Origin of the sequence: Pseudomonas sp. VS40 (assembly GCF_018587885.1) — a bacterium.
Taxonomy (GTDB): domain Bacteria; phylum Pseudomonadota; class Gammaproteobacteria; order Pseudomonadales; family Pseudomonadaceae; genus Aquipseudomonas; species Aquipseudomonas pergaminensis.
The window spans coordinates 364,572-384,073 of record NZ_JAGYWD010000005.1 but is presented as its reverse complement, the minus strand read 5'-3'; the positions used below and the strand labels follow the sequence as shown (position 1 = coordinate 384,073).

General features: G+C 62.1%; 24 protein-coding genes and 1 pseudogene. 8 read left to right on the top strand and 17 right to left on the bottom strand.

What is annotated here, in order from left to right; genetic code table 11:
- Window positions 1-5: 5 nt before the first annotated feature.
- A complete protein-coding gene (locus tag KHP07_RS17430; RefSeq protein WP_214497612.1) occupies window positions 6-704 on the top strand; it encodes an SDR family oxidoreductase in 699 nt (232 codons plus the stop codon).
- Here the strand turns inward: KHP07_RS17430 and KHP07_RS17425 are convergent.
- Complete coding sequence (locus KHP07_RS17425) at window positions 694-1,566, bottom strand: NAD(P)/FAD-dependent oxidoreductase (RefSeq protein ID WP_214497611.1); 873 nt, start codon at window positions 1,564-1,566, stop codon at window positions 694-696. The genes KHP07_RS17430 and KHP07_RS17425 overlap by 11 nt on opposite strands.
- A 144-nt stretch (window positions 1,567-1,710) precedes the next feature.
- On the opposite strand from KHP07_RS17425, the gene KHP07_RS17420 reads away from it, so the two are divergent.
- Window positions 1,711-2,148, top strand: coding sequence for an Rrf2 family transcriptional regulator (locus tag KHP07_RS17420; protein WP_078048068.1), 438 nt, complete (start codon window positions 1,711-1,713; stop codon window positions 2,146-2,148).
- Here the strand turns inward: KHP07_RS17420 and KHP07_RS17415 are convergent.
- Together KHP07_RS17415 and KHP07_RS17410 are read right to left on the bottom strand one after the other, a co-directional pair.
- Entirely contained in the window at window positions 2,145-2,774 is a 630-nt protein-coding gene (locus KHP07_RS17415) for a ribonuclease T2 family protein (RefSeq protein WP_100490950.1), read from the bottom strand. The two genes, KHP07_RS17420 and KHP07_RS17415, sit on opposite strands and share 4 nt — an antisense overlap.
- 37 nt (window positions 2,775-2,811) lie before the next feature.
- Window positions 2,812-3,792, bottom strand: coding sequence for a Gfo/Idh/MocA family protein (locus KHP07_RS17410; protein ID WP_214497610.1), 981 nt, complete (start codon window positions 3,790-3,792; stop codon window positions 2,812-2,814).
- A gap of 127 nt (window positions 3,793-3,919) precedes the next feature.
- Between KHP07_RS17410 and KHP07_RS17405 the strand changes: the two genes are divergently transcribed.
- Window positions 3,920-4,282 (top strand): NUDIX hydrolase, encoded by a 363-nt coding sequence (locus KHP07_RS17405; RefSeq protein WP_078048065.1) that lies wholly within the window; start codon window positions 3,920-3,922, stop codon window positions 4,280-4,282.
- On the opposite strand, the gene KHP07_RS17400 is transcribed toward KHP07_RS17405, so the two are convergent.
- The 5 genes from KHP07_RS17400 to KHP07_RS17380 all read right to left on the bottom strand — a co-directional run bounded on the left by KHP07_RS17400 (window position 4,268) and on the right by KHP07_RS17380 (window position 7,070).
- Entirely contained in the window at window positions 4,268-4,981 is a 714-nt protein-coding gene (locus KHP07_RS17400) for a transporter substrate-binding domain-containing protein (RefSeq protein ID WP_099493937.1), read from the bottom strand. The two genes, KHP07_RS17405 and KHP07_RS17400, sit on opposite strands and share 15 nt — an antisense overlap.
- 291 nt (window positions 4,982-5,272) lie before the next feature.
- Window positions 5,273-5,740: a periplasmic heavy metal sensor gene (locus KHP07_RS17395; protein ID WP_099493938.1), complete on the bottom strand. Its 468-nt coding sequence runs from the start codon at window positions 5,738-5,740 to the stop codon at window positions 5,273-5,275.
- Window positions 5,737-6,168 carry a hypothetical protein gene (locus KHP07_RS17390; protein ID WP_214497609.1) on the bottom strand — a complete coding sequence of 144 codons (432 nt, stop codon included), beginning with the start codon at window positions 6,166-6,168 and terminating at the stop codon, window positions 5,737-5,739. Before KHP07_RS17390 ends, KHP07_RS17395 begins: the two co-directional genes overlap by 4 nt.
- On the bottom strand, window positions 6,165-6,743 hold the full coding sequence (locus KHP07_RS17385; RefSeq protein WP_099493940.1) for an RNA polymerase sigma factor: 579 nt from the start codon (window positions 6,741-6,743) through the stop codon (window positions 6,165-6,167). The genes KHP07_RS17390 and KHP07_RS17385 overlap by 4 nt, the downstream gene beginning before the upstream one ends.
- Window positions 6,744-6,758: 15 nt before the next feature.
- Entirely contained in the window at window positions 6,759-7,070 is a 312-nt protein-coding gene (locus KHP07_RS17380; protein WP_078048060.1) for a YXWGXW repeat-containing protein, read from the bottom strand.
- Window positions 7,071-7,283: 213 nt separating this feature from the next.
- On the opposite strand from KHP07_RS17380, the gene KHP07_RS17375 reads away from it, so the two are divergent.
- Window positions 7,284-7,424: a hypothetical protein gene (locus tag KHP07_RS17375; protein WP_177409459.1), complete on the top strand. Its 141-nt coding sequence runs from the start codon at window positions 7,284-7,286 to the stop codon at window positions 7,422-7,424.
- Here the strand turns inward: KHP07_RS17375 and KHP07_RS17370 are convergent.
- Window positions 7,421-7,669: a DUF1652 domain-containing protein gene (locus tag KHP07_RS17370; RefSeq protein WP_078048059.1), complete on the bottom strand. Its 249-nt coding sequence runs from the start codon at window positions 7,667-7,669 to the stop codon at window positions 7,421-7,423. The genes KHP07_RS17375 and KHP07_RS17370 overlap by 4 nt on opposite strands.
- 247 nt (window positions 7,670-7,916) lie before the next feature.
- On the opposite strand from KHP07_RS17370, the gene KHP07_RS17365 reads away from it, so the two are divergent.
- Window positions 7,917-8,861, top strand: coding sequence for a GGDEF domain-containing protein (locus KHP07_RS17365; protein ID WP_214497608.1), 945 nt, complete (start codon window positions 7,917-7,919; stop codon window positions 8,859-8,861).
- Between the two features lie 258 nt (window positions 8,862-9,119).
- Here the strand turns inward: KHP07_RS17365 and KHP07_RS17360 are convergent, their stop codons facing one another.
- The 5 genes from KHP07_RS17360 to KHP07_RS17340 form a co-directional block, all read right to left on the bottom strand.
- Window positions 9,120-9,380, bottom strand: coding sequence for a hypothetical protein (locus KHP07_RS17360; RefSeq protein WP_100490954.1), 261 nt, complete (start codon window positions 9,378-9,380; stop codon window positions 9,120-9,122).
- Between the two features lie 4 nt (window positions 9,381-9,384).
- On the bottom strand, window positions 9,385-9,831 hold the full coding sequence (locus tag KHP07_RS17355; protein ID WP_078048056.1) for a GNAT family N-acetyltransferase: 447 nt from the start codon (window positions 9,829-9,831) through the stop codon (window positions 9,385-9,387).
- 74 nt (window positions 9,832-9,905) lie between these two features.
- Window positions 9,906-10,814 carry a helix-turn-helix transcriptional regulator gene (locus KHP07_RS17350; protein WP_099493944.1) on the bottom strand — a complete coding sequence of 303 codons (909 nt, stop codon included), beginning with the start codon at window positions 10,812-10,814 and terminating at the stop codon, window positions 9,906-9,908.
- Between the two features lie 36 nt (window positions 10,815-10,850).
- Window positions 10,851-11,546 carry a fumarylacetoacetate hydrolase family protein gene (locus tag KHP07_RS17345; protein ID WP_100490955.1) on the bottom strand — a complete coding sequence of 232 codons (696 nt, stop codon included), beginning with the start codon at window positions 11,544-11,546 and terminating at the stop codon, window positions 10,851-10,853.
- Between the two features lie 66 nt (window positions 11,547-11,612).
- Window positions 11,613-12,665 carry an AbrB family transcriptional regulator gene (locus KHP07_RS17340; RefSeq protein ID WP_214497607.1) on the bottom strand — a complete coding sequence of 351 codons (1,053 nt, stop codon included), beginning with the start codon at window positions 12,663-12,665 and terminating at the stop codon, window positions 11,613-11,615.
- A gap of 109 nt (window positions 12,666-12,774) precedes the next feature.
- Between KHP07_RS17340 and KHP07_RS17335 the strand changes: the two genes are divergently transcribed.
- A complete protein-coding gene (locus KHP07_RS17335; RefSeq protein ID WP_214497606.1) occupies window positions 12,775-13,674 on the top strand; it encodes a LysR family transcriptional regulator in 900 nt (299 codons plus the stop codon).
- 4 nt (window positions 13,675-13,678) lie between these two features.
- Here KHP07_RS17335 and KHP07_RS17330 read toward each other — a convergent pair whose 3' ends face one another.
- Together KHP07_RS17330 and KHP07_RS17325 are read right to left on the bottom strand one after the other, a co-directional pair.
- Window positions 13,679-14,008, bottom strand: a complete 330-nt coding sequence (locus KHP07_RS17330; RefSeq protein ID WP_078050907.1) for a hypothetical protein — start codon at window positions 14,006-14,008, stop codon at window positions 13,679-13,681.
- A 92-nt stretch (window positions 14,009-14,100) separates the two neighbouring features.
- Complete coding sequence (locus tag KHP07_RS17325; RefSeq protein WP_100490957.1) at window positions 14,101-14,541, bottom strand: carboxymuconolactone decarboxylase family protein; 441 nt, start codon at window positions 14,539-14,541, stop codon at window positions 14,101-14,103.
- 183 nt (window positions 14,542-14,724) lie between these two features.
- On the opposite strand from KHP07_RS17325, the pseudogene pdxR reads away from it, so the two are divergent.
- Both pdxR and KHP07_RS17315 read left to right on the top strand, forming a co-directional pair.
- Window positions 14,725-16,096 (top strand): annotated as a pseudogene (gene pdxR / locus KHP07_RS17320) (MocR-like pyridoxine biosynthesis transcription factor PdxR).
- Between the two features lie 80 nt (window positions 16,097-16,176).
- On the top strand, window positions 16,177-16,758 hold the full coding sequence (locus tag KHP07_RS17315) for an LOG family protein (protein ID WP_214497605.1): 582 nt from the start codon (window positions 16,177-16,179) through the stop codon (window positions 16,756-16,758).
- Window positions 16,759-16,816: 58 nt separating this feature from the next.
- On the opposite strand, the gene KHP07_RS17310 is transcribed toward KHP07_RS17315, so the two are convergent.
- Window positions 16,817-19,321, bottom strand: a complete 2,505-nt coding sequence (locus KHP07_RS17310) for a TonB-dependent siderophore receptor (RefSeq protein ID WP_099493950.1) — start codon at window positions 19,319-19,321, stop codon at window positions 16,817-16,819.
- Window positions 19,322-19,502: the final 181 nt, after the last annotated feature.

Sequence of the window (19,502 nt, the reverse complement as noted above, 5' to 3'; positions counted from 1 at the left end):
GCATCATGGACATTCGTGGAAAAGTAGTACTGGTCACCGGCGCCAATCGCGGCCTGGGCAAAGCCTTCGTCAACGCCTTGCTGGAAGGCGGTGCAGCCAAGGTCTATGCCGGCGCGCGTGACCCCAACAGCGTCGACATCCCCGGCAGCACCCCGATTGCACTGGACATCACCGACCCGGCCAGCGTGCAGCGTGCCGCCGAGCACTGCACGGATGTCGACGTGGTGATCAACAACGCGGGGTTCCTGAAGTACGGCTCGTTGCTGGCCGAAGACAGCGTCGAGAACCTGCAGCAGCACTTTGACGTGAACACCTTTGGCACCCTGCGCGTCAGCCGTGCCTTTGCGCCGATCCTGGCCAAGCAAGGCGGTGGCGCGTTGATCAACGTGCTGTCGGTATTGAGCTGGCTGAGCCCTCCCGGCACCGGTGGCTACAGCACCTCCAAGTCGGCCCAGTGGGGCCTCACCAACGGCCTGCGCGGCGAGTTGCGCGAGCAGAACACCCTGGTCATCGGCGTACACCCGGCCTACATCGACACCGACATGGTCGCCGATGTGCAAGCCCCCAAAAGCACGCCGCAGGAAGTCGTCGTCCTCACCCTGCAAGCCCTGAGCGAAGACCGCGAAGAAGTGCTGATCACCGACATGACCCATGCGGTGAAAGCCTCGTTGTCCACTGCCAGCCCGGTCTACCTCAACCACTGATCAAGGAAAAATGCGCGCCCACCCCGGCGCGCACGCCCTCGGCCACGGCCAGCGCCACGGAACCCGCGGCGAGGGAGGCATCGCCACAGGCAAACACACCAGGCACGGAGGTCTGGCGCATGTCATTGGTGAGCAGGTAACGGCCAGTGGGGCCGTCGGCCAACTCACACCCCAACTGTGCAGCCAATGGACTGATGTGCGTGCGAGACATCGTGAAGAGACCGTCGAGGTTGAACACCCGGCCATCGTCCAATTCCAGGTCGGCACGCGCACCGCAAATCCTTCGTACCGCCCCGCTTTCCACACGCACCCCACGACGGTCCAACTGCGCCTGCTGTTCGGCATCCGGGGTAAACACGCCATTGGTAAACAAGGTGGTGGTGCCCCAGTCCGGCAGCATCAGCGCGTGGTGCATGGCCAGCGGTGAGGTCGCGAGTACCCCGATGCGGCCTTGATCCAGCTCATAACCATGGCAGTAAGGGCAGTGGAATACGTGCTTGCCCCAGCGTTCTTCCAGGCCTTCGATGTCGGGCAGCACGTCGATCACACCCGTGGCGAGGATCAAGCGCTTGCCTTCAAAGGTACCGTTATGTTCGGTGCGCACGCTGAAGCCTTCGGCCTCAACCACGCGGTCCTGCACCCACGTGACCGTCGCGTACTCCATCAACTGGCTACGACCTTCGGCGGCGATGATCGCTGGCGTCTGCCCGTCCTGACCGAGAAACCCGTGGGACGTGGCTGCAAAGCGGTTGCGCCGCTGCCCGGCATCGATCACCAGCACCTGGCGCCGCGCCCGTGCCAATTGCAGGCCGGCGGACAGGCCAGCGTAGCTGCCGCCCACGATGATTACGTCGTACATCATGAAAATGACCCCATGCGGTGTGCCCCCGGTTATCCGGGCGCTTTCACGACACACCATAAGTTACGTAAAAATACGCCGTCAAGAGTCTCGCAACTTTTCAGGTTGCGAGGGATACTGTGCGCTGAATTGACCCGAGGCCCCTTGATGAGAAACGACACCCGTCTTTCGCGCATGCTGCATGTGCTGATCCATATGGGTCGCCATGAAGAGCGCGCCACGTCGGAAACCATCGCGCAGATGCTGGGCACCAACCCGGTGGTGGTGCGGCGCACACTCGGGCTGCTCAAGGAAAAGGGCTACGTCCGCTCGGAAAAAGGCCATCAAGGTGGCTGGAGCCTGGGCAAGCCGTTGAGTGAAATCACCTTGCTGGAGATTCACAACGCCTTGGGCACGCCGTCGATATTTGCCATCGGCCTGTCCACTGATCACCCGGAATGCCTGGTGGAACAAGCGGTGAACGCCGCGCTGACGGACGCCTTCGAGCAAGCCCAGGCGCTGCTGTTGAAGCGCCTGGGCGAGGTCACGTTGGCGCAATTGGCCGAAGATTTTGACGAGCGCTATCGCGTGGCGATGCTGCCTTAGCGCTGGGCGGGGATGCGGATATCGCCGTCGCGGCACTGGGTTTTTACGCTACGCGGGCAACCGGCGAACGCCAGGTCCTTGGTCAGGCACACCCGCACCTCCGACAGCACCTTGCCTTTGCAGATCACCGCCAGCCCATGGTTGCCCATGCGCGGGTTGCTCTCGCGAAACAACGCCTCGATCTCACTGGCCTGCAGCGACGGCGGCGTATTGAACGGCTGCAACGGCTGCGGAATAGTCACCACGCCCAATGCCTGGTCGGTTTTTTCCAGGTAGGCCAACGGCTCCAGCCCTGTGCACGTGCCGTGCTTGGCCCATTCGTGCTTGAGCAGCGACCGGGTCGGGAACAGGGCCGCGCCCTTCTCGATCGCTTCGTGAGTCAACTGCGCTTGGGGTGCGCATGAGGCCGGCCACCCTCCCCGTGCGTACTGCGGCCACAAGCCGTGCAATACAAAACCATAGCCCTTGCCCGAGCACTGTTCATTGTCCGGGTGCGTCAGGCAAAAGGTCGGCGACCACGACAGCGACAACACATAAAAATCAAACTCCCCCGGCGTACCTTGGGTACGCGGGGCCGCCCCTGCACTTGTGGCCAGTACCAGCCACAACGCCATCCAGTATTTCATCCGTCCGTTCCTTCCAAAAACAACAACCCTATCGGGCTTACCCCGGATGATTGGGGTTACGTTGTAGCACCTTGTCGAGGATGCGATCGGTCTTCAGCGCCTCGATGCCCAGTGACGGGTGCTCGGCATCGCCGCGGATATGCGCGTTCATCGCCAGCACGTGGTGCCATTGGATATGCGCGTGGCACGGCACTTCCAGCACCTCGTTGGTTTCACCTTCAAGGTGCAGGGGCTGGTCTTCGAAAACCGAGAAGCGGATGCGCCCACGGCTGCCAATCAGCTCCACCTGGTCTTCACGGCGGTCTGCGACGAAATTCCAGCAGCCCATGCCGAGTGCGCCCGAACTGAAGGTCCAGCACGCCGTCACGGCGTCCTCGGCCGCATAGCGCTCGGCTTGTCGCGCAGTAAAGCCCGAGACTTCGATGATGTCGCCGGCCAGGTACTGGAACAGGTCGAACCCATGGCTGGCCAGGTCGGCAAAGTAGCCACCGCCGGCAATGGCCGGGTCGGTGCGCCAGTTGGCGGCGCTGGCATCGTCGGCGCCCGGTGGTTTGCACAGGGTCCAGGTCAGATGGCGCAGCTCACCAATCCGCCCGTCCCGCAGCCAATCACGCACTTGCTGGAAGCGCGGCAGCGAACGCCGGTAGTAGGAGACAAACAGATGCAACCCGGCGCGCTCGAAGGTGCGCTGCATCAAAGCGCTTTGCTCGGCATTGAGGGACATGGGCTTCTCGACGCAGCAATGCTTGCCGGCCGCCGCGACCATCAGGCTGTATTCGAGGTGACTGTCCGGCGGCGTAGCGATGTACACCGCGTCCACCTCGAGGTCGTTGATCAGTGCCTGGGCGTCGGTGTAGAAGCGCGCGATGCCGTGGCGTGCCGCATAATCGCGCACCGCCTCTTCACGGCGTCCCATCACGGCCACCAACGCCGAACCTGGCGCTTTGTAGAAAGCGGGTCCACTCTTCAATTCAGTGACACTGCCACAGCCGATCATGCCCCAGCGTACGGTGCTCATCTGCTCTCCTCGTCCGTTTTGATCAATCGGGCAGTATCCACATCCCCACACGTCAGCGCCATAACCACTTAGCATGACAATTGCATTACACTTTTATGACACTCATCCCACTGCGGGGGCACAGACGATGAAAATTAGGGCCACGGTCATTTGCGAACACGAGGGGCATATCCTCTTCGTGCGCAAGGCCAGATCAAAATGGGCGCTGCCGGGGGGCAAGGTCGAGCGCAACGAGCGTCCGGTCGGCGCGGCGGCCCGCGAGCTGGAAGAAGAGACCGGGTTGAACGTGGACGGCTTGCTGTACCTGCAGGAGCTCAAGGCGCGCGACACCGTGCACCACGTGTTCGAAGCTTCGGTGGTAAACCTCGCCGATGCAAAACCTTGCAATGAAATAATCGATTGCCAGTGGCATCCCTATGGCGCCATGGACGACCTGGACACCACCGACGCCACCCGGCACATCGTCAAATCCTTCCTACGTCGCCTGTAATTCAGCGCTCTGCCCGCTGGCCTCGAGACCTCGCTTTACCCCACCATTCTCTTTCTGCCGTTCGACAAAGGATCTGACGAACGCGGCAGCGGCTGCATGTGCCACCGGTACTGCCATGGCTTGGCGGATGGTCATGAAGTCATCCTCGACCAGGCGCCATTGTGCGCTCACCCGGGTGCGCAGAAAGTCCCGCACCCCCGCCGCCGCATCCAGCCCTTGCGCGATAAACCAGTCCACCGCGGCCGCCGACGTGGGCGCCCGTACCAACTCGGCGTGCGCCACCGTACGGCTCAGGTACAGGTCGTAGGCTGCGCCCTGGCCGACGGCGATGCGTCGACCCGCTGCATCCAATTGGGCGACGTGGGTAAAGGGCGAATCCGTCGCCACCAGGTAGGTGCCCTTGATCGCCACGTAGGGTGCGCTGAACGCGATCTCCTGCTCACGCACCGGCTCGATGGCCAGGAACGCCACGCGCCAGGCATCCTCGGCCAGCGCAGCAAAGACCTTGCCCGCCGCCTCGAAGGTGATCAGCGCCAACTCGACACCCAGCTCTTCAGCCAAGGCCTTGGCCAACGCCACTGAGACCCCCTGTGGCTCACCGCCCGCGCCGCGTTGCGCCAGCACCGGGTTGCCGAAGTTGATGGCGGCACGCAGCACGCCATCGGGGGCCAATTGTTGCAGTACAGCGGGATCAATCATCGAGCGCTCCTGGGCGGGTTCGTTGCACGGTCTTGCGGATCACAAACGGCAGCACGCCGCCGTGCTCAAGGTACCCAAGCGCTTGCAACGCGTCGAGGTGCAAGGCAGTCCAAATGCAGAGTTGCGAAGCAGCCCTGAATCCACTTGGCCGCATCACCGAGGCGCTAGCATCGCCGGCAAGCCAGCGCCTACACGTACCTGCTTTTGATCCAACCACACAGGCCGGCATGCTCTTGCTTTTTGGTCTTGATCTTAGGCGTCCCGTCAAACACGCTGGCCGTAATCCTGTACTCAAGACCGGGGCTTCTTGCCTCCTTCCTGCCCCCGCAAATACAACGCCTCCACCAACCTCTGCCGTTCTTCCCGAGGCAACGTCGCGGCAAACTGCGCCAATGTTGAATCCACCAACGCCCGCAACGCCATGTCCGCCTCCCGCGCCTTGGCCAACTCCGTCACCAACACATCCCGGTCCAACGTCGGCGCCTCCAGTTGCTTGATTACCCCCAACCGCGCTTCCCGCCCCGCCATCACCAACGGCTGACTGTCCGCACGGTTCTGCCGCAGCAATGCGCGCAATTCCTTGCGCCGTTCCGGGGGCAACTTGACCATCGCCTGCCGCAACCCATGCTGGTTGACCACCGCCTCCACCGGCTTGGCACTCGCCACCCAGTGGTACCACCCACCGCCCACCCCGCCGATCAGAAACACATTGAGCAGCACCGAGACAAGCAACCACGGCTTCAGGGATTGGGCGCTCATTGCTCGGTGTCCTCGGCGTTGACGGAAAAGATGACCTGCGCATCGCCCTGATCAAACACACTGGGCAACACCTCGGCGGACACCATCGGCAGCGGCACGCTCATGGACGCCACCAGCATGCCGGTGACGATGCCGGCAATGCCCACCCCCACCAGCCCCGCAGGCGACAACCAACCGGCATAACGCGACCAGAACGACGCGCGACGCGGCGCAGACTGGCGAATCTTCCGGGTCAGTGCCGGGTCGAGAAAGGCCAGTTGATGGCTGTCCAGTTGGGCATCCAGCCAGCCAGCGGCGTGCACTGCTTCGCGCGCACTGGCATTACCGCTGTCGAGCAGCGCCTGGGCGGCGCCTTGCTCTGCCAATGGCCAGCGTTGTAGATCGGCCCCGTAGGCGTCGGCCAGATAAGCAAATCGTTCAGGTGTCATGATGTTCCCCTTCCTGGGCGGGCAAGCCCGGGTGTGTCGGCAAGTTGACTGCGCAACTGGCGCCGGGCCCGCGACAGCAGGCTCTCCAGTGCCTCGACGCTGATATTCATCAGGGCCGCGGCGTCGATGTTCGACAGCTCCTGGTAGTACTGCAACACAATCGCTTCACGCTGGCGCTCGGGCAACGCCGCCAACGCGGCGGCCATGCGAGCGCTGCGGTCGGCGGCTTCCAACTGTTCGTCCAGGGACGGCGTGGTGTCGACCAACGCCGCCGTGTCGTCGTCGCTCAACGGGCGCTCCTTGCGCCGGCGCAAGCGGTCATGGCACAGGTTGAGCGCGACCCGGTGCAGCCAGGTGTCGAAGCGCGCCTCGCCACTGCGCCAGCTGGCCGCGTGACGCCAGATGCGCAGGAAGCTTTCCTGGGCCACGTCCTTGGCCTCATCGGCATCCCCCAGGATCCGGCTGGCGAGCGCCAGCAGACGCGGCAGTTTGCGCGTCACCATTTCGTTGACGGCCGCAGGCTCGTTGTTGCTGATACGTGCAAGCAGTTCAACGTCCGGATCAGTGTCTTTCAATCGGGCAATTCTCGGTCAGCGGATCCAATGCCCTTCACGCCAGTACCAATTGGGGCCATGGGCCTCCCAGTGGCCGGGCTCCCAGCGCGCGTTGCGCATCACCGGTTGCCAATGACCAGGCTCCCAGGCGTAGCCACGCCCTTCCCAGCGCCAGTGCCCGCGGTCCCAGACGTAACCGGGGCGCTCCACAGGGATCACTTCCACGCGTTGCGGCGGTGGCGCCTGGCGGATGATGATTTCGGTCTGGGCAAACACAGGGGTGCTGACAAACGCGGCGAGGGCCAGCGGAGCAAGCAAGGCAAAACGCAATTTGGCCAGGGGTCTCATGGCAACTCCTTCATGCAACGGGCGACAGTGCAGGTTGCTGATGGGTTGAACGGCGGGTGGCGAAAAATCCGTCGCAGAACGCGCGGATTATTTACGGGAGCAGTATTGCCCAGGGGATGGCGGGGCTTGATGAAATGTTTGAAAGCTTGGCGACGGATTTACCCACGTGGCGGCGTTGAAGGATTAACGCTGATCAACCCAAGAGGAAACACCATGTACCGCCGACTTTACATGCTGGTTGCCGCACTGCTGATTGTCAGCCTGAGCGGCTGCGTGATCGTGCCGGAACACCGCCATTGCTGCTGGCGTTATTACGGCGCCCTCGATGCGCCGAGCCACACCGTCAACGGCTAGCCCACCGCCGCAAACCCACGGCGCCCAGCCTTGATCTCGGTGCGCAACTCGCCAATCAGGTTTGAGATGGAACGGATGCTGTCCAAACCGTTGGGGGACACACCCGTCAGTAACAGCTCGACCCGGCCGGACACCGGTTCGAAGATATTGATGCGCAACGAGCCGTCGCTGTTGAGCGTGCAGTCGCACGTCAGCGGCAGGAACCCCGAGGCCATGATGCGGTTGAATTCAACGATTGAAATCATGATAAGTCCCCTTCCCTGGGCCTCACCCGGTAGTTGTGATGGAGACAGAGTAGATGAGGTTTTACGGGGCATGTAGCGATTCATGCGAAAGTGTTAGCTAGGCCTCATTTCGCCTTGGAAACGTCGAATCGCTGACGCCAGAAAACCTGCCTTTGGACCTCTCGTCTGCTGTTGCGGCGAGCACTTGACTCGACGCCAGGATCGAAAGAGGCTCTTGGCTTTTCGCCATCATCCTGAGCAGCCCACCATGAGCATCGACCCTCCGAGCCAGCCCGACAGCGATGTGTACAAGACCTTGCTGGAGTCGACCAAGGCCATCCCCTGGCGCATCGATTGGCCGACCATGACCTTCAGCTACATCGGCCCGCAGATCGAGACATTGCTCGGCTGGGCGCCGCAAAGCTGGGTCAGCGTGGACGATTGGGTCGAGCGCATGCACCCCGACGACCGCGACTATGTGGTGAACTTCTGCGTGTCGCAATCGCGCGCCGGGGTGGACCATGAGGCGGACTACCGGGCGCTGACGGTGAATGGCGACTACGTATGGATTCGCGATGTGGTGCACGTGGTGCGCAAGGACGGTGAGGTCGAGGCCTTGATCGGCTTCATGTTCGATATCAGCGAGCGCAAGAAGACCGAAGAACACCTGGTGCGCCTGCAAAAACAACTTGAGGAATACTCCTACCAGGATGGCCTGACCGGCATCGCCAACCGGCGCATGTTCGACACCGTACTGGAACGCGAATGGGCCAGCGCCCAGCGCAGCCAGTTGCCGCTGTCGTTGATCATTCTGGATATCGATTTTTTCAAGCAGTACAACGACCACTACGGCCATATCAAGGGCGACGAATGCTTGCGGCACGTGGCGAACACCCTGTCCCAGGCGGCCAACCGGCCACGGGATTTCATTGCACGTATCGGCGGTGAGGAATTTGTGTGGTTGTTGCCGGAAACCGATGCGCAATCAGCCAGGCAAGTGGCGCAACGCTGTCTGCATCTGGTCCGTCAGCAACAGATCGAGCACGGCTATTCGACGGTGTCGAACCTGCTCACCCTGAGCCTCGGCGTCGGCACGCGCATCGTCAAACCTGATACGCCGATGCTGGAGTTTGTCGAAGAGGTCGACAAATTGCTGTACCACGCCAAACGCACTGGGCGAATGCGTGCAGCATTCGCCGACGGCGAAGTGTGACGCAGAGGTCAAATCGCAGGCAAAAAAAATCCCAAGTAGCTGATGGAAACTTGGGATTTAAAAATGCATAAACCGTGGGAGGTGAACGCCCGGCTATAGTATCGAGTGATAAAAGCCGTCACAAGATTAATTTAATCCTTTCGTCGGATTAAAAGCGCTGTAAGTCATTCAATAACCACACCTTTTTTAAGGTGGGCAGGTATATAAGTGCCACTTTTTGGTGCAACTACCGGTGATATTTCCACTTATTAAAAAGGGTTATTGCGTTGTCGCACTTCTTGATACACGCCCCTTTAAATGCGTGCAGGTGTCTTCGGCTTCAATGCTGTGCGGCAGTACCGAACGCGCCACACTTTCCACCTGCCTGCACAGTGCCAGGCGATCATTGGCCGCGTCCCGCTCGCGGTCGACCTCGGCATTGAGCCAAACAAAATAGACACCCAGCAATACCGCAACGCACAGCACGCCGACGACGAAGTAGCGAAAGCTGTTGGAGGACGGCGACTCGGGCGCGTTCATGACGTTACGGCGCCCTGCTCTTCTCGTAACGCACGTCGCCACCCTCGACCTGGCCGACCACCGCCCAGCCCAGCCGCTGATAGAACCCGTTGGCCCGTATGCCGTCGCGTCCGTCGGTGATCAGAAACAGCCGCTCATGGTGCTCAAACAGCGCGGCCTCGGCCACCGCCATCAATTGACGGCCCAGGCCCAGGTTCTCGTGGGTCGGCAACACAAACATCGCGAACACCTCGCCCCCGGCCAGGTCGACCATGCTGAACCCTGCGGGCTGGCCATCCACTTCTGCGATCCATACGCAAGGCGCCGCGCGGATGCTGTCGGCCAGCACCTGTGGCGTGATGCCCAGGTCGGCCATTTGCTCGACACTCAAATGGTTTTGCACCACCGAGGTGCGAATGGCGAAAAGCGTGTCGACGTCGTCCTGTGTCGCTGTGCGGATCAGGGTTTGCATACTGGCCTCCCGGATGAAGGACGCAATTGTATGCAAATAGAAACACAGTGAATGTCGTGGATTTGTAAAACGCCCTACGGAGCCTCGCCATGCTGCTGGCGACGGAACTGCCCAGGCGTCACCCCATGGGCCTTGCGGAAACACCGGGAAAAGTACGCCTCATCGGTAAAACCGCAGCGGTGCGCGATGGCGCCAATCAGCTGCGCACTGTTGAGCAACAAGGTGCGCGCCAACTGCATGCGCCGGTCGAGCACCAGTTGCGAGAAAGGTTTGCCGGTTTCCTTGCGCAATAGGTGGGTGAGGTAATTGGGGGACAGGAATGCGGCGGCGGCCGCATCCGTCAGGTTGAGCGTCGGCTCATGCAGGTGCTCGCGGATATACCCCTGCACGCGCGCCAGTGCATCCTTGCGCCCACGCCGGGTGGCATTGTTGGCGGCGAAGGCTTGCAGGGGCTCGGCGTACTGTTCGCAGACCAGGCCAACCAGTTGAAACAGGTAGCCCTTGAGGCGCTCACGGGCGCCGAAGGTACGCTGGGCATCCAGTTCACGCATGTGGGTGAGCCAGGTTTGCACCTGCTCGAACGCCGTGTCATCGAGGATGAAATCCAACTGTTCCTGGAAACGAAACGGCGACAGCTCAGGCGCCTGGCCGATGGGGATGTCTTCCAGGTCCAAGGGGTCGCAGGTCAGCTGCGGCAGGAAAAACGCCTGGCTGAAGTTGATCAACATGAACTCGCCATCCGCGGGATGGGGAATTACATGCAAGCGATGAGGCAGGATAAACGCCAGGGCCTTGCGCGGAAACGGCCGCACTGCGCCACCGATATGCTGCACGGTGTCGCCGCCGAGGTTGATCTGGATCTGGAAGTACTCATGGCGATGGGGATGGGTCAGCGCCGCCCTGCCGCGTTTGTCGCGGATGTAGAAGTCGGGACGGTCGCTGCGCTGTTCCATGCCATAGGTGGTGACGCGGGTGCCTGGCATAACGGTCTCTCGGGTGGCCTGGGCACCACTGTAGCCTCAACCCTGGCCGAGGGTGAAACGCAACTCGCCGATGCCATCGATGCCGGCGGTGACCACGTCGCCCGGCTGCAACGCGCCAACGCCTGCGGGCGTGCCGGTGAAGATAAGGTCGCCGGCCTTGAGCGCGACGGATCGCGAGGCATGGCTGATCACGTCACTGACAGACCAGATCAGGTCGGCCAGGTCGCCCACCTGACGCTGTTCGCCATTGACCTTGAGCCAGATCTTGCCGCTGGACGGGTGCCCGACCGCGCTAACCGGACGCAGTGCCGTGGTGGGCGCAGACTCGTCAAAGGCCTTGGCCCACTCCCACGGACGCGCGTGTTTTTTCGCCTGGGCTTGCAGGTCGCGGCGGGTCAGGTCGATGCCGAGGCCATACCCCCAGACGTGGGAAAGCGCCTGGTCCGGGCTGATATCCACGCCGTCCTTGCCGATGGCCACCACCAGTTCCACCTCGTGGTGCAGGTCGGCGGTCAACGGCGGATAGGCAATCACCCCGTGCGCCGGCACCACCGCATCTGCAGGTTTCATGAAGAAGAATGGCGGCTCGCGGTCCGGGTCATGCCCCATCTCGCGTGCATGTTCGCTGTAGTTGCGGCCCACGCAGAACACACGGCGCAGCGGGAAGCGCGCCTCGCTGCCTTCTACTGCGAGGGATGGGATTGGCGCGGGGGTGAATACGTAATCAGTCATGGCCTGTGCCTCTTCGTTTACCTGGCGCCAGTATGGCCAGGGTCGCCGGGGCAAAGTTGGACAGGCTTACGCAGATTTTGCACTGACCGGTGCTTGCACCTGCGGCTGCGGGTTGAGCAGGCGATAGAGTGGCAGGCAGGCCGCCTGGATCAGCAGCATGCGGATCACTTGCATCGCCGTCACCAGGGTCACCGCCAGCCCCAGGGCTTCGGCGGTCAGGCTCATTTCCGGCGCACTGCCAGGCATCATGCCCAGGGCCAGCGACAGCCAGGGTATGCCCAACCCGGCGCCAAGCGCCCAGGCAACCACGGCGGTGGTGACCACCGACACGACCAATAACAGCATCACCTTGGCCAGCAGCCCTGGTGCGCGACGAAAGAAACTGCGGTCAAACGCGACGCCCAATGCACAGCCGATCAACAACTGCCCGCTGCCACTGAGCCAGCCCGGCATGCTCATCGACAGATGATTGCAGCCCACTCCCACCGCGCAGATCAGGAACGGTCCGAACGTCCACGGGTTGGGCAGCTTGCACTGCTTGAAACCCAGGGCCGCCAGCCAGCCCATCGCCAGAATGAAGATCAGCCACGGCCAGATCACCGGCAAGGGCACAGGGGCAGCCACGGCGGGCATACCAAAGGTGGCGACGGCAGGGACTGTCAGCAGGATCAGCAGCAGCCGGATGCTGTGGGCGGCGGCGATAAAGCTGGTGTCTGCCTGGCGTTGGCGGCCCAGGTGCACCATTTCGCTGGAGTTGGCGGGCATCAGGGCAAAAAACGCCGTGCCAAACCCCACGCCCCAGCGATGCAGGACCAGCACCGAACACAGCGCAAGCACCAGCGTCAGCAACACGGCCGTGACGATCAGCCCGAGGTGGGCCGCCACCTGCTGCATTACCGGCAAGGTGAAATGACAGCCAATGGCGACCGCCACAATCAGTTGCCCGGCTTGGCGACCATGGGGAACTTCCGGCACCAGGCTGCCGGCGCAGCGCGTCAGCATCACCGCCACCAGCGAGCCGATCACCCAGGGCAACGGCCACCCCGCCCAACTGGCAAGGCTGCCGCCCAAAGCACCGACGATCAGGGTGACAAGCCAATAAGGTCGAAAGTTGTGCATGGTGTGGCACTCGGCGTGGAGAAGAATGCCGACAGGTTATAGACTCGCCTTCATCACAGAAAATATCCATTTGTGAAACCAGTCATCACAGTTTGTTATGCGAGCCCGTATGAACCTGAAAGCGTTGGAGTACTGCGTCGAGATCGCCCGCCAAGGCAGCTTTACCAAGGCCGCCCACGCGTTGCACGTGGCACAGCCGGCGCTGAGCATGGCGGTGAGCCGGCTGGAAGACGAATTGGGAGTAGCGCTGTTCAACCGCGCCACGCGGCAGATCAGCGTGACCGCCGAAGGCCAGTTGTTCCTGGCGCGTGCCGAAGCGTGCCTGGAAGGACTGGCCGGCGCCCGACGTGAATTGCACGACCTGACCCAACTGCACAGCGGCGAGATCCGCGTCGGCGTGCCGCCCATGTATGGCATCCGCCATATTCCCGAACTGCTGATGCAATTTCGCACGCGTTACCCAGGCATTGCCATGCATGTGGTGGAAGGCAGTGCCGATGACATCAGCGAACGCCTGGCTACGCGGGACATCGACGTGGCGCTGCTGGAGTCGCGGCGGGTTGATCCGGCGTGGGAATCGGTGTTGCTGGGCAGCGATGAGATGGTGCTGTGCATGGCCGAACAGCATCCGCTGGCGGGCGCGCCATCCATTTCGGCGCAACGCCTGCAGGGTGAACCGATGCTGGTGTTCGACAACACCTTCCTGCAACGCCATCTGCTGGATGCGTTTTGCAGCAACGCTCGCGTGCGTTTCACCATCGCCCTGGAGAGCAACTTTGTGCCACTGGTGATTACCGCGACGCGCAGCGGGATGGGCGTGTCCACCCTGCTGCGTTCGGTTCAGGAGCAGGAGCCGGGGTTGGTCGGCGTGTCATTCGAGCCGGCGCAGTTCATGCACTTTAACCTGTGCTGGCGCGCCAGTGAATACCTGTCCCAGGCCAATCGGCGGTTCATTGAAACGGCAAAGCAGTATTTCCAGGAGGACGCCAGCTCGCCGCTGTCGCGCTAAGGGGTTATTTGCGTGCGACCTTGTAGCGCACGCAATCCTGATAGAACCCCTGGCGAATCGCCTCGGGCTTGAGCCGTGAGCGGCTGTCGTAGGTTTGTTCGGTGATGCCCATGGCCATCATGCGCATCCACGATTTGTTGAATTTCATGGTCTGGATCTTCTGCCGCGCCGCGTACAACGACACTCCAGATAACTTGAGTTCCTGGGCCCTGGCGGCAGTGCCGGCGCCCCAACTGCACATGTACTTGTCACCCTCGCGCAGCTCCCGTGCCTGCACGGCAGCCGCGCCGCCGGCCAGGGAACAGGCGATCAGCATGATTCCAACAGAGCGCATTTGCATCCTCACCTAACCACCTGAAAATAAAAGCGATTCTGGCGATGATTTTGTTACAAAGGGGCCATTAAATTGCCTTATTGCGCAATGTTTCAGTGGGCCGCAGCAGGCGTGGTGCGAAAGGTGACGCCCAGGCGGTTGAAGGCATTCATCAACGCGATGCCATACGTGAGGTCGGCCAGTTCCTTGGCGCTGAACTCGGCGGCGGCCGCTGCGTAATCCGCGTCCGACACATCGCTGCGGGTCACGGCTTCGGCAAAGGCCAGGGCGATGCGCTCACGGGGCGTGAATACATTGCGGGCATCGTGCCACACCGGCACCAATACCAGCTTGTCCACGGCCAGGCCTTGCTTGAGCAGATCACGCGAGTGCATGTCGATGCAGAATGCGCAGCCGTTTATCTGCGACACGCGCAGGTAGACCAGATCAATCAGCGCTTTGGGCAAGCCGCTGTTTTGCAGGTAGACATAAACGCCGCCGAAAGCCTTGTAACCTTCCGGGGATGCTTGGGTGTAGTCGAGGCGAGTGGTCATGATGAATCCTGTTTAGGTTGAGTGAAGGCACCATGTTGCCGCGCCATGGCCCACCCCTGAAGGGCCATGAACAGCCACGGCGACTGGACCATGATGGCCCAGTCAACACATCCGGTTATGGCACTTGGGCATAGGTCATGAAGCGACTACAGTGAGGGCAGCCGCGACCTGGAGATCGTTCCCATGCATACCCTGCCACCCCCAGACCCTGGCTCGACCGAGCCGATCTACCGCCAGTTGTATTGGCGGTTTCGCCGCTCGATTGCCGAGGGGTTGCTCAAGCCGGGCGAGCGCGTCCCGGCCGCACGGGCGCTGGCCAAGGAACTGGGCGTGGCGCGGGGCACCATCGACAACGCCTACGCCTTGCTGACCGCCGAGGGTTACTTCGAACCCCGTGGCCAGGCAGGCACGGTGGTTGCCCACGGCATTGCCAGCGCCCAGCCCACGCCGGTGGTCATCACGCCCTACAAGGCCGTACGGCAACAGGCGCAGGTCCTGCCCTTCCAGATGGGCCTGCCGGCCCTGGACGCCTTCCCCCGCAAGATCTGGTCGAAAATCGCCGCGCGCTGCGTGCGTGCCACGCAACTGGCGGACATGGCCAACCCGCCAATCGGCGGCCTGCCCGCGCTGCGCACCGCGATCGCCAGCTACCTGCAAGTGGCCCGGGGCATTCACTGCGCTCCGGAGCAGATCTTTGTCACCTCGGGCTACCGCAACACCCTGAGCCTGATCACCCATGCCTTGCTCAAACCCGGCGACGAGGTGCTGGTCGAAGACCCGGGCTACCCGCCGACGCGTCCGCTGCTGTCGTTCTTGCAAATCAACACGACCCCCGTCCCGGTGGACCAGGATGGCCTGTGCGTGTCCCCCACCAGCACTGCACGCGCAGTGATTGTCACGCCGGCCCATCATTTCCCTGTCGCTGCCGCGCCGCCTGGCCCTGCTGGACTGGGCCCGACGCGAACACGCCTGGATCATCGAGGACGACTATGACGGCGAATACCGCTATGTCAGCCGCCCGTTGCCTGCCCTCAAGAGCCTGGACCGCGATGGTCGGGTGCTCTACGCCGGCACCTTCAGCAAAGTGCTGTTCCCCGGCATCCGTCTGGCCTATCTGGTGGTGCCTGCGGCCCAAGTGGCGCGTTTCGAACAGGTCAGCCAAAGCTTCCTCGGCCATTGCCCGGAACTGACGCAGGCAATCGTCGCCAGCTTTATCGCCGAAGGGCATTTCGCCCGGCATATCCAACGCATGCGCAAGCTGTATAGCGAACGGCGCGAGGCAACTGCCAACGGCTTGCGCAAGGCAATGGGCGAACATGTTTCCATCGATGCGCAGCCTGGCGGCATGCACCTAATCCTACGACTCAAGGCGCCGCAATCAGACCGCCTGCTGGTGCAGAAACTGGCGGACGAGGGTATCTACGCGGAGGCATTGAGCGAGTGGGGTGTGGTGCAGCAGACCGGTCCCGGCTTGCTGCTGGGCTTTGCCAATATCGACTCCCAGGCCCGCGCTGAAGCCTTGGGCCGGCGCATCCTGGCATGCCTGATGGCCTAGTTGCCCAGGCCGTTCTTGGCGCTGTGCGTGACAGCAGCCAAGCATGAAACTGCCACGCCCTCCCCCAACCAGGATTTCCGATGCGCAGTATCACGGTTTTTTGCGGTTCCAATGTCGGCGCAAGCCCCCAGTACGCCGAGAACGCCAAGGCCCTGGGTCGAGAAATCGCCCGGCGTGGCATTCGACTGGTCTACGGCGGCAGTGCCAAGGGCTTGATGGGTGTGATTGCCGACAGTGCGCTGGCCGAAGGTGGCGAAGTGATCGGCATCATCACCCGATTGCTGCATGACCTTGGGCACCTGCAACCGGGGCTCAGCGCCTATGAAACCCTGCCGGACATGCGCAGCCGCAAAGCGCGCATGAGCGAACTGGCCGATGGTTTCATCGCCCTGCCTGGTGGCCTCGGCACTTTCGAAGAAGTGTTGGAAGCGATGACGTTGACCCAACTGGGCGAGCATCAAAAAGGCGTGGCCTGCTTGAACACGGCCAATTTCTTTGCACCGCTGCGCAGCGTGTTCGCACATGCCGTCAGGGAAGGTTTCATGAAGGCCGAACACAGCCAAATGCTGATCGTCGAAGACAACCCCGGCGCCCTGCTCGATGCCCTTGGGCAGTGGCAGGCGCCGGTGGTCAACAAATGGATTGAGCCCGCTAAGCGCTAGCCCGTTTAGGCCTTGGCGATGCTGCTCCCGAATCCTTGCGCCAAGGTCTTTTTTTACCTCACCACTGGTACGTGGCGCTCGCCTGTACGGTGCGCTGCGAGCCATACCAGCACCACGAATAGGAGTAGCAGGACGCGACATACTCTTTGTTCGCCAGGTTGGTGGCGTTAAGCGCCAGGCGCAGGTTGTCCTTCAGGCTAGTAATGTTCGGGATGTCATAGTGCACGGCGGCATCGAACAAGGTGTAGCCCGGCACCTTGAGGGTGTTGGCGGTATCCCCCCAAGAAGACCCGACGTAACGCGCACCCGCGCCGGCGCCGAAGCCCTTGAGGGTGCCGTCGTGGAAGGTGTAGTCGGCCCACGCCGAGGCCGTGTGGCGCGGCACACCGTAGGTGGTGGTGCCTTCGGCGGCAATGGCCGGGCCTACGCCGATATCGCTGATGGGCGCATAACGCACGGTGTTGTTCGACTTGCTGATGCGGTTGTCCAGGTAGGCATAGGCCGCAGTGATGTCCAGGTTATCGTTGAGGCTGGCCTTGCCCTCCAGCTCAAAACCACGGGACTGCACTTCGCCGTCCTGGCTCTGGCAGCGCCCGGTGCCACACAAATGGGTCGGGTCCGGGTCGGTGGTCAGCACGTTGGTCTGGCGCAGGTCGAAGATCGCCGCCGTGATAAAGCTGTTGCTGCCCGGCGGTTGGTATTTGATACCGATTTCATACTGCTTGCCTTCGGTGGGCTTGAACACCGATCCACCGTAGCCGGTACCCGACTGCGGATTAAACGACTCCGCGTAACTGGCATACGGCGCCAGGCCATTATCGAAGAGGTAGACCAGGCCGATACGGCCAGTGAACGCCTTGCTGTCCAGGGATGACTCGGACTTGGCACCGGTGCGAAGGGTCTTGGTGCTGCTGTCGGTGCTGGCCCAGTCATAACGACCGCCCAGCAGCAGCACCCACTTGTCCCACTTCATCTGTTCCTGCAAGTACACACCGGTCTGTTCGCTGCGCGAGGTGCCGTCGGTGGTGTAGGCCGGCACCGGCACCGCCGCGCCGTAGACCGGGTTGAAAATATCCAGGGACGGGCCGGCGGTGTACACGCCGGAACCCGACTTGGTGTCGGTACTGGTGTTCTGATAGTCGAGGCCCATCAACAAGGTGTGCTGCAAGGGGCCGGTGTCGAATTTGGCCTGCAGCTGGTTGTCGAGGGTGTAGGCATCCAGGTCGACATCGCTGGCGATGGTCGAACGGCGGATAGTGCGGTAATCCGTCAGCAGATAGTTGCTGTAGAGGCTGCGGTACTGGCCTTCGCTGCGCAGGTAACGCGCATTCTGGCGTACGGTCCACACGTCATCGAAATGATGCTCGAACGCCCAGCCGATGGAGTAATACTCGCGGTCGCTCTTCTCGAAGTTCTTTTCGCCGTCGTAGAAATCCACATCGATGCTGCGCCCGGTCGGGCTGTGCAGCACCGAGCCCCAGGCCGGCACCGAGCCGTAGGACGCGCCTTTGGGGTCCTTCTGGAAATGCCCGAGCAGGGTCAGCGAGGTGGCGTCGTCCGGGCGCCAGGTGAACGCGCTGGACAGCGACTGACGGCGCGTCTCGGTGTGCTCCACCTGGCCATCGGCATCGTCGAAAAGCCCGGCCACACGGTAGGAATACACCCCCTGATCATCCAGCGGGCCGCTCAAGTCAAAGGTGGTGCGCTTCTTGTTGAAGGTGCCGTATTCCACACCCACTTCATGAAACGGTGTGTCCAGCGGGCGTTTGCTGACCATGTTGATCACCCCGCTCGGCGTGCCCTGCCCGTACAGCACCGATGCCGGACCGCGCAGCACTTCCACGCGCTCCAGGTCGAAGGCGTCTTTCTGCGGCAAGGCGTCACGGCTCGATGGCATGCGCAGGCCGTCGAGGTAGGTGGCCGGGGAGAAACCACGGATGGTCAACTGGTCGAGACGCGACGCGGTGGCGCCACGGGTTTCCGGGATGACGGCGGCGCTGTAGCGCAGGATCTGGTTGAGGCTCTCGGCGTTCTGCGCGCGCATCTGGTCTTTGGTGACGATGGAAATCGACTGCGGGGTTTCGATCAGCGCGGTATCGGTCTTGGTGCCCGACAAACTGCGCGTGGCCACATAGCCGGCCACCGGCCCGGTCGGGCTTTCGCTCTGGTACGCGCCGCTGATGGTGGTGGCCTGCAGCTCCATGGCACCGCCGTTGTCCGGGATGGCTTCCAGGCGATAGCGGTCGGCGGAAATCTTCAAGGCTTGCAGGCCACTGCCGGCGAGCAGTTGATTCAGTGCCACGTCGGTGGCGTATTGTCCTTTTAAACCCTTGCTGCGCTTGCCACGGGTCAGACTTGCATCGAAGGCCAGCACCAAGCCTGCCTGCTCGGCCAGGCTATTGAGCGCTTGGCTCAAATCTCCGGCGGGAACTGAAAAACTGCGCTCGGCGCTGCTGGTGCTTTCTTCGGCAAAGGAGCTCTGGACGGTCAGCAACGGCACAGCGGCAAAAGCCATCGCCACTGACAAAGCCAGTGGATGCAAGGGACGAGCAAGGCGCGACATGGGAAATCCTGCGTAAGGGAGGTTCTATTAACCATGACGGCCACGTCGGGAAATCGGGCAAGGATGCGAGCGATTTTTATTTGAGAAGCGATGACGCAATCAGGTTTGTCGCTTTTTCGTGTAGCCCTTTGGGTGGGTTTCTCGCGGTTTTTCCCTCTGGGTAGTCGGCGTTTTCTGATTT

Excerpts from the sequence above, each read along its gene's own strand:
- KHP07_RS17380 (WP_078048060.1), bottom strand. The coding sequence starts at position 7,070 with ATGAGACCCCTGGCCAAATTGCGTTTTGCCTTGCTTGCTCCGCTGGCC.
- KHP07_RS17350 (WP_099493944.1), bottom strand. The coding sequence starts at position 10,814 with ATGCCAGGCACCCGCGTCACCACCTATGGCATGGAACAGCGCAGCGAC.
- KHP07_RS17365 (WP_214497608.1), top strand. The coding sequence starts at position 7,917 with ATGAGCATCGACCCTCCGAGCCAGCCCGACAGCGATGTGTACAAGACC.
- KHP07_RS17310 (WP_099493950.1), bottom strand. The coding sequence starts at position 19,321 with ATGTCGCGCCTTGCTCGTCCCTTGCATCCACTGGCTTTGTCAGTGGCG.
- KHP07_RS17340 (WP_214497607.1), bottom strand. The coding sequence starts at position 12,665 with ATGCACAACTTTCGACCTTATTGGCTTGTCACCCTGATCGTCGGTGCT.
- KHP07_RS17400 (WP_099493937.1), bottom strand. The coding sequence starts at position 4,981 with ATGATTGATCCCGCTGTACTGCAACAATTGGCCCCCGATGGCGTGCTG.
- KHP07_RS17370 (WP_078048059.1), bottom strand. The coding sequence starts at position 7,669 with ATGATTTCAATCGTTGAATTCAACCGCATCATGGCCTCGGGGTTCCTG.
- KHP07_RS17335 (WP_214497606.1), top strand. The coding sequence starts at position 12,775 with ATGAACCTGAAAGCGTTGGAGTACTGCGTCGAGATCGCCCGCCAAGGC.
- KHP07_RS17355 (WP_078048056.1), bottom strand. The coding sequence starts at position 9,831 with ATGCAAACCCTGATCCGCACAGCGACACAGGACGACGTCGACACGCTT.
- KHP07_RS17425 (WP_214497611.1), bottom strand. The coding sequence starts at position 1,566 with ATGATGTACGACGTAATCATCGTGGGCGGCAGCTACGCTGGCCTGTCC.
- KHP07_RS17430 (WP_214497612.1), top strand. The coding sequence starts at position 6 with ATGGACATTCGTGGAAAAGTAGTACTGGTCACCGGCGCCAATCGCGGC.
- KHP07_RS17420 (WP_078048068.1), top strand. The coding sequence starts at position 1,711 with ATGAGAAACGACACCCGTCTTTCGCGCATGCTGCATGTGCTGATCCAT.
- KHP07_RS17390 (WP_214497609.1), bottom strand. The coding sequence starts at position 6,168 with ATGACACCTGAACGATTTGCTTATCTGGCCGACGCCTACGGGGCCGAT.
- KHP07_RS17325 (WP_100490957.1), bottom strand. The coding sequence starts at position 14,541 with ATGACCACTCGCCTCGACTACACCCAAGCATCCCCGGAAGGTTACAAG.
- KHP07_RS17345 (WP_100490955.1), bottom strand. The coding sequence starts at position 11,546 with ATGACTGATTACGTATTCACCCCCGCGCCAATCCCATCCCTCGCAGTA.
- KHP07_RS17395 (WP_099493938.1), bottom strand. The coding sequence starts at position 5,740 with ATGAGCGCCCAATCCCTGAAGCCGTGGTTGCTTGTCTCGGTGCTGCTC.
- KHP07_RS17375 (WP_177409459.1), top strand. The coding sequence starts at position 7,284 with ATGTACCGCCGACTTTACATGCTGGTTGCCGCACTGCTGATTGTCAGC.
- KHP07_RS17405 (WP_078048065.1), top strand. The coding sequence starts at position 3,920 with ATGAAAATTAGGGCCACGGTCATTTGCGAACACGAGGGGCATATCCTC.
- KHP07_RS17330 (WP_078050907.1), bottom strand. The coding sequence starts at position 14,008 with ATGCGCTCTGTTGGAATCATGCTGATCGCCTGTTCCCTGGCCGGCGGC.
- KHP07_RS17415 (WP_100490950.1), bottom strand. The coding sequence starts at position 2,774 with ATGAAATACTGGATGGCGTTGTGGCTGGTACTGGCCACAAGTGCAGGG.
- KHP07_RS17315 (WP_214497605.1), top strand. The coding sequence starts at position 16,177 with ATGCGCAGTATCACGGTTTTTTGCGGTTCCAATGTCGGCGCAAGCCCC.
- KHP07_RS17360 (WP_100490954.1), bottom strand. The coding sequence starts at position 9,380 with ATGAACGCGCCCGAGTCGCCGTCCTCCAACAGCTTTCGCTACTTCGTC.
- KHP07_RS17410 (WP_214497610.1), bottom strand. The coding sequence starts at position 3,792 with ATGAGCACCGTACGCTGGGGCATGATCGGCTGTGGCAGTGTCACTGAA.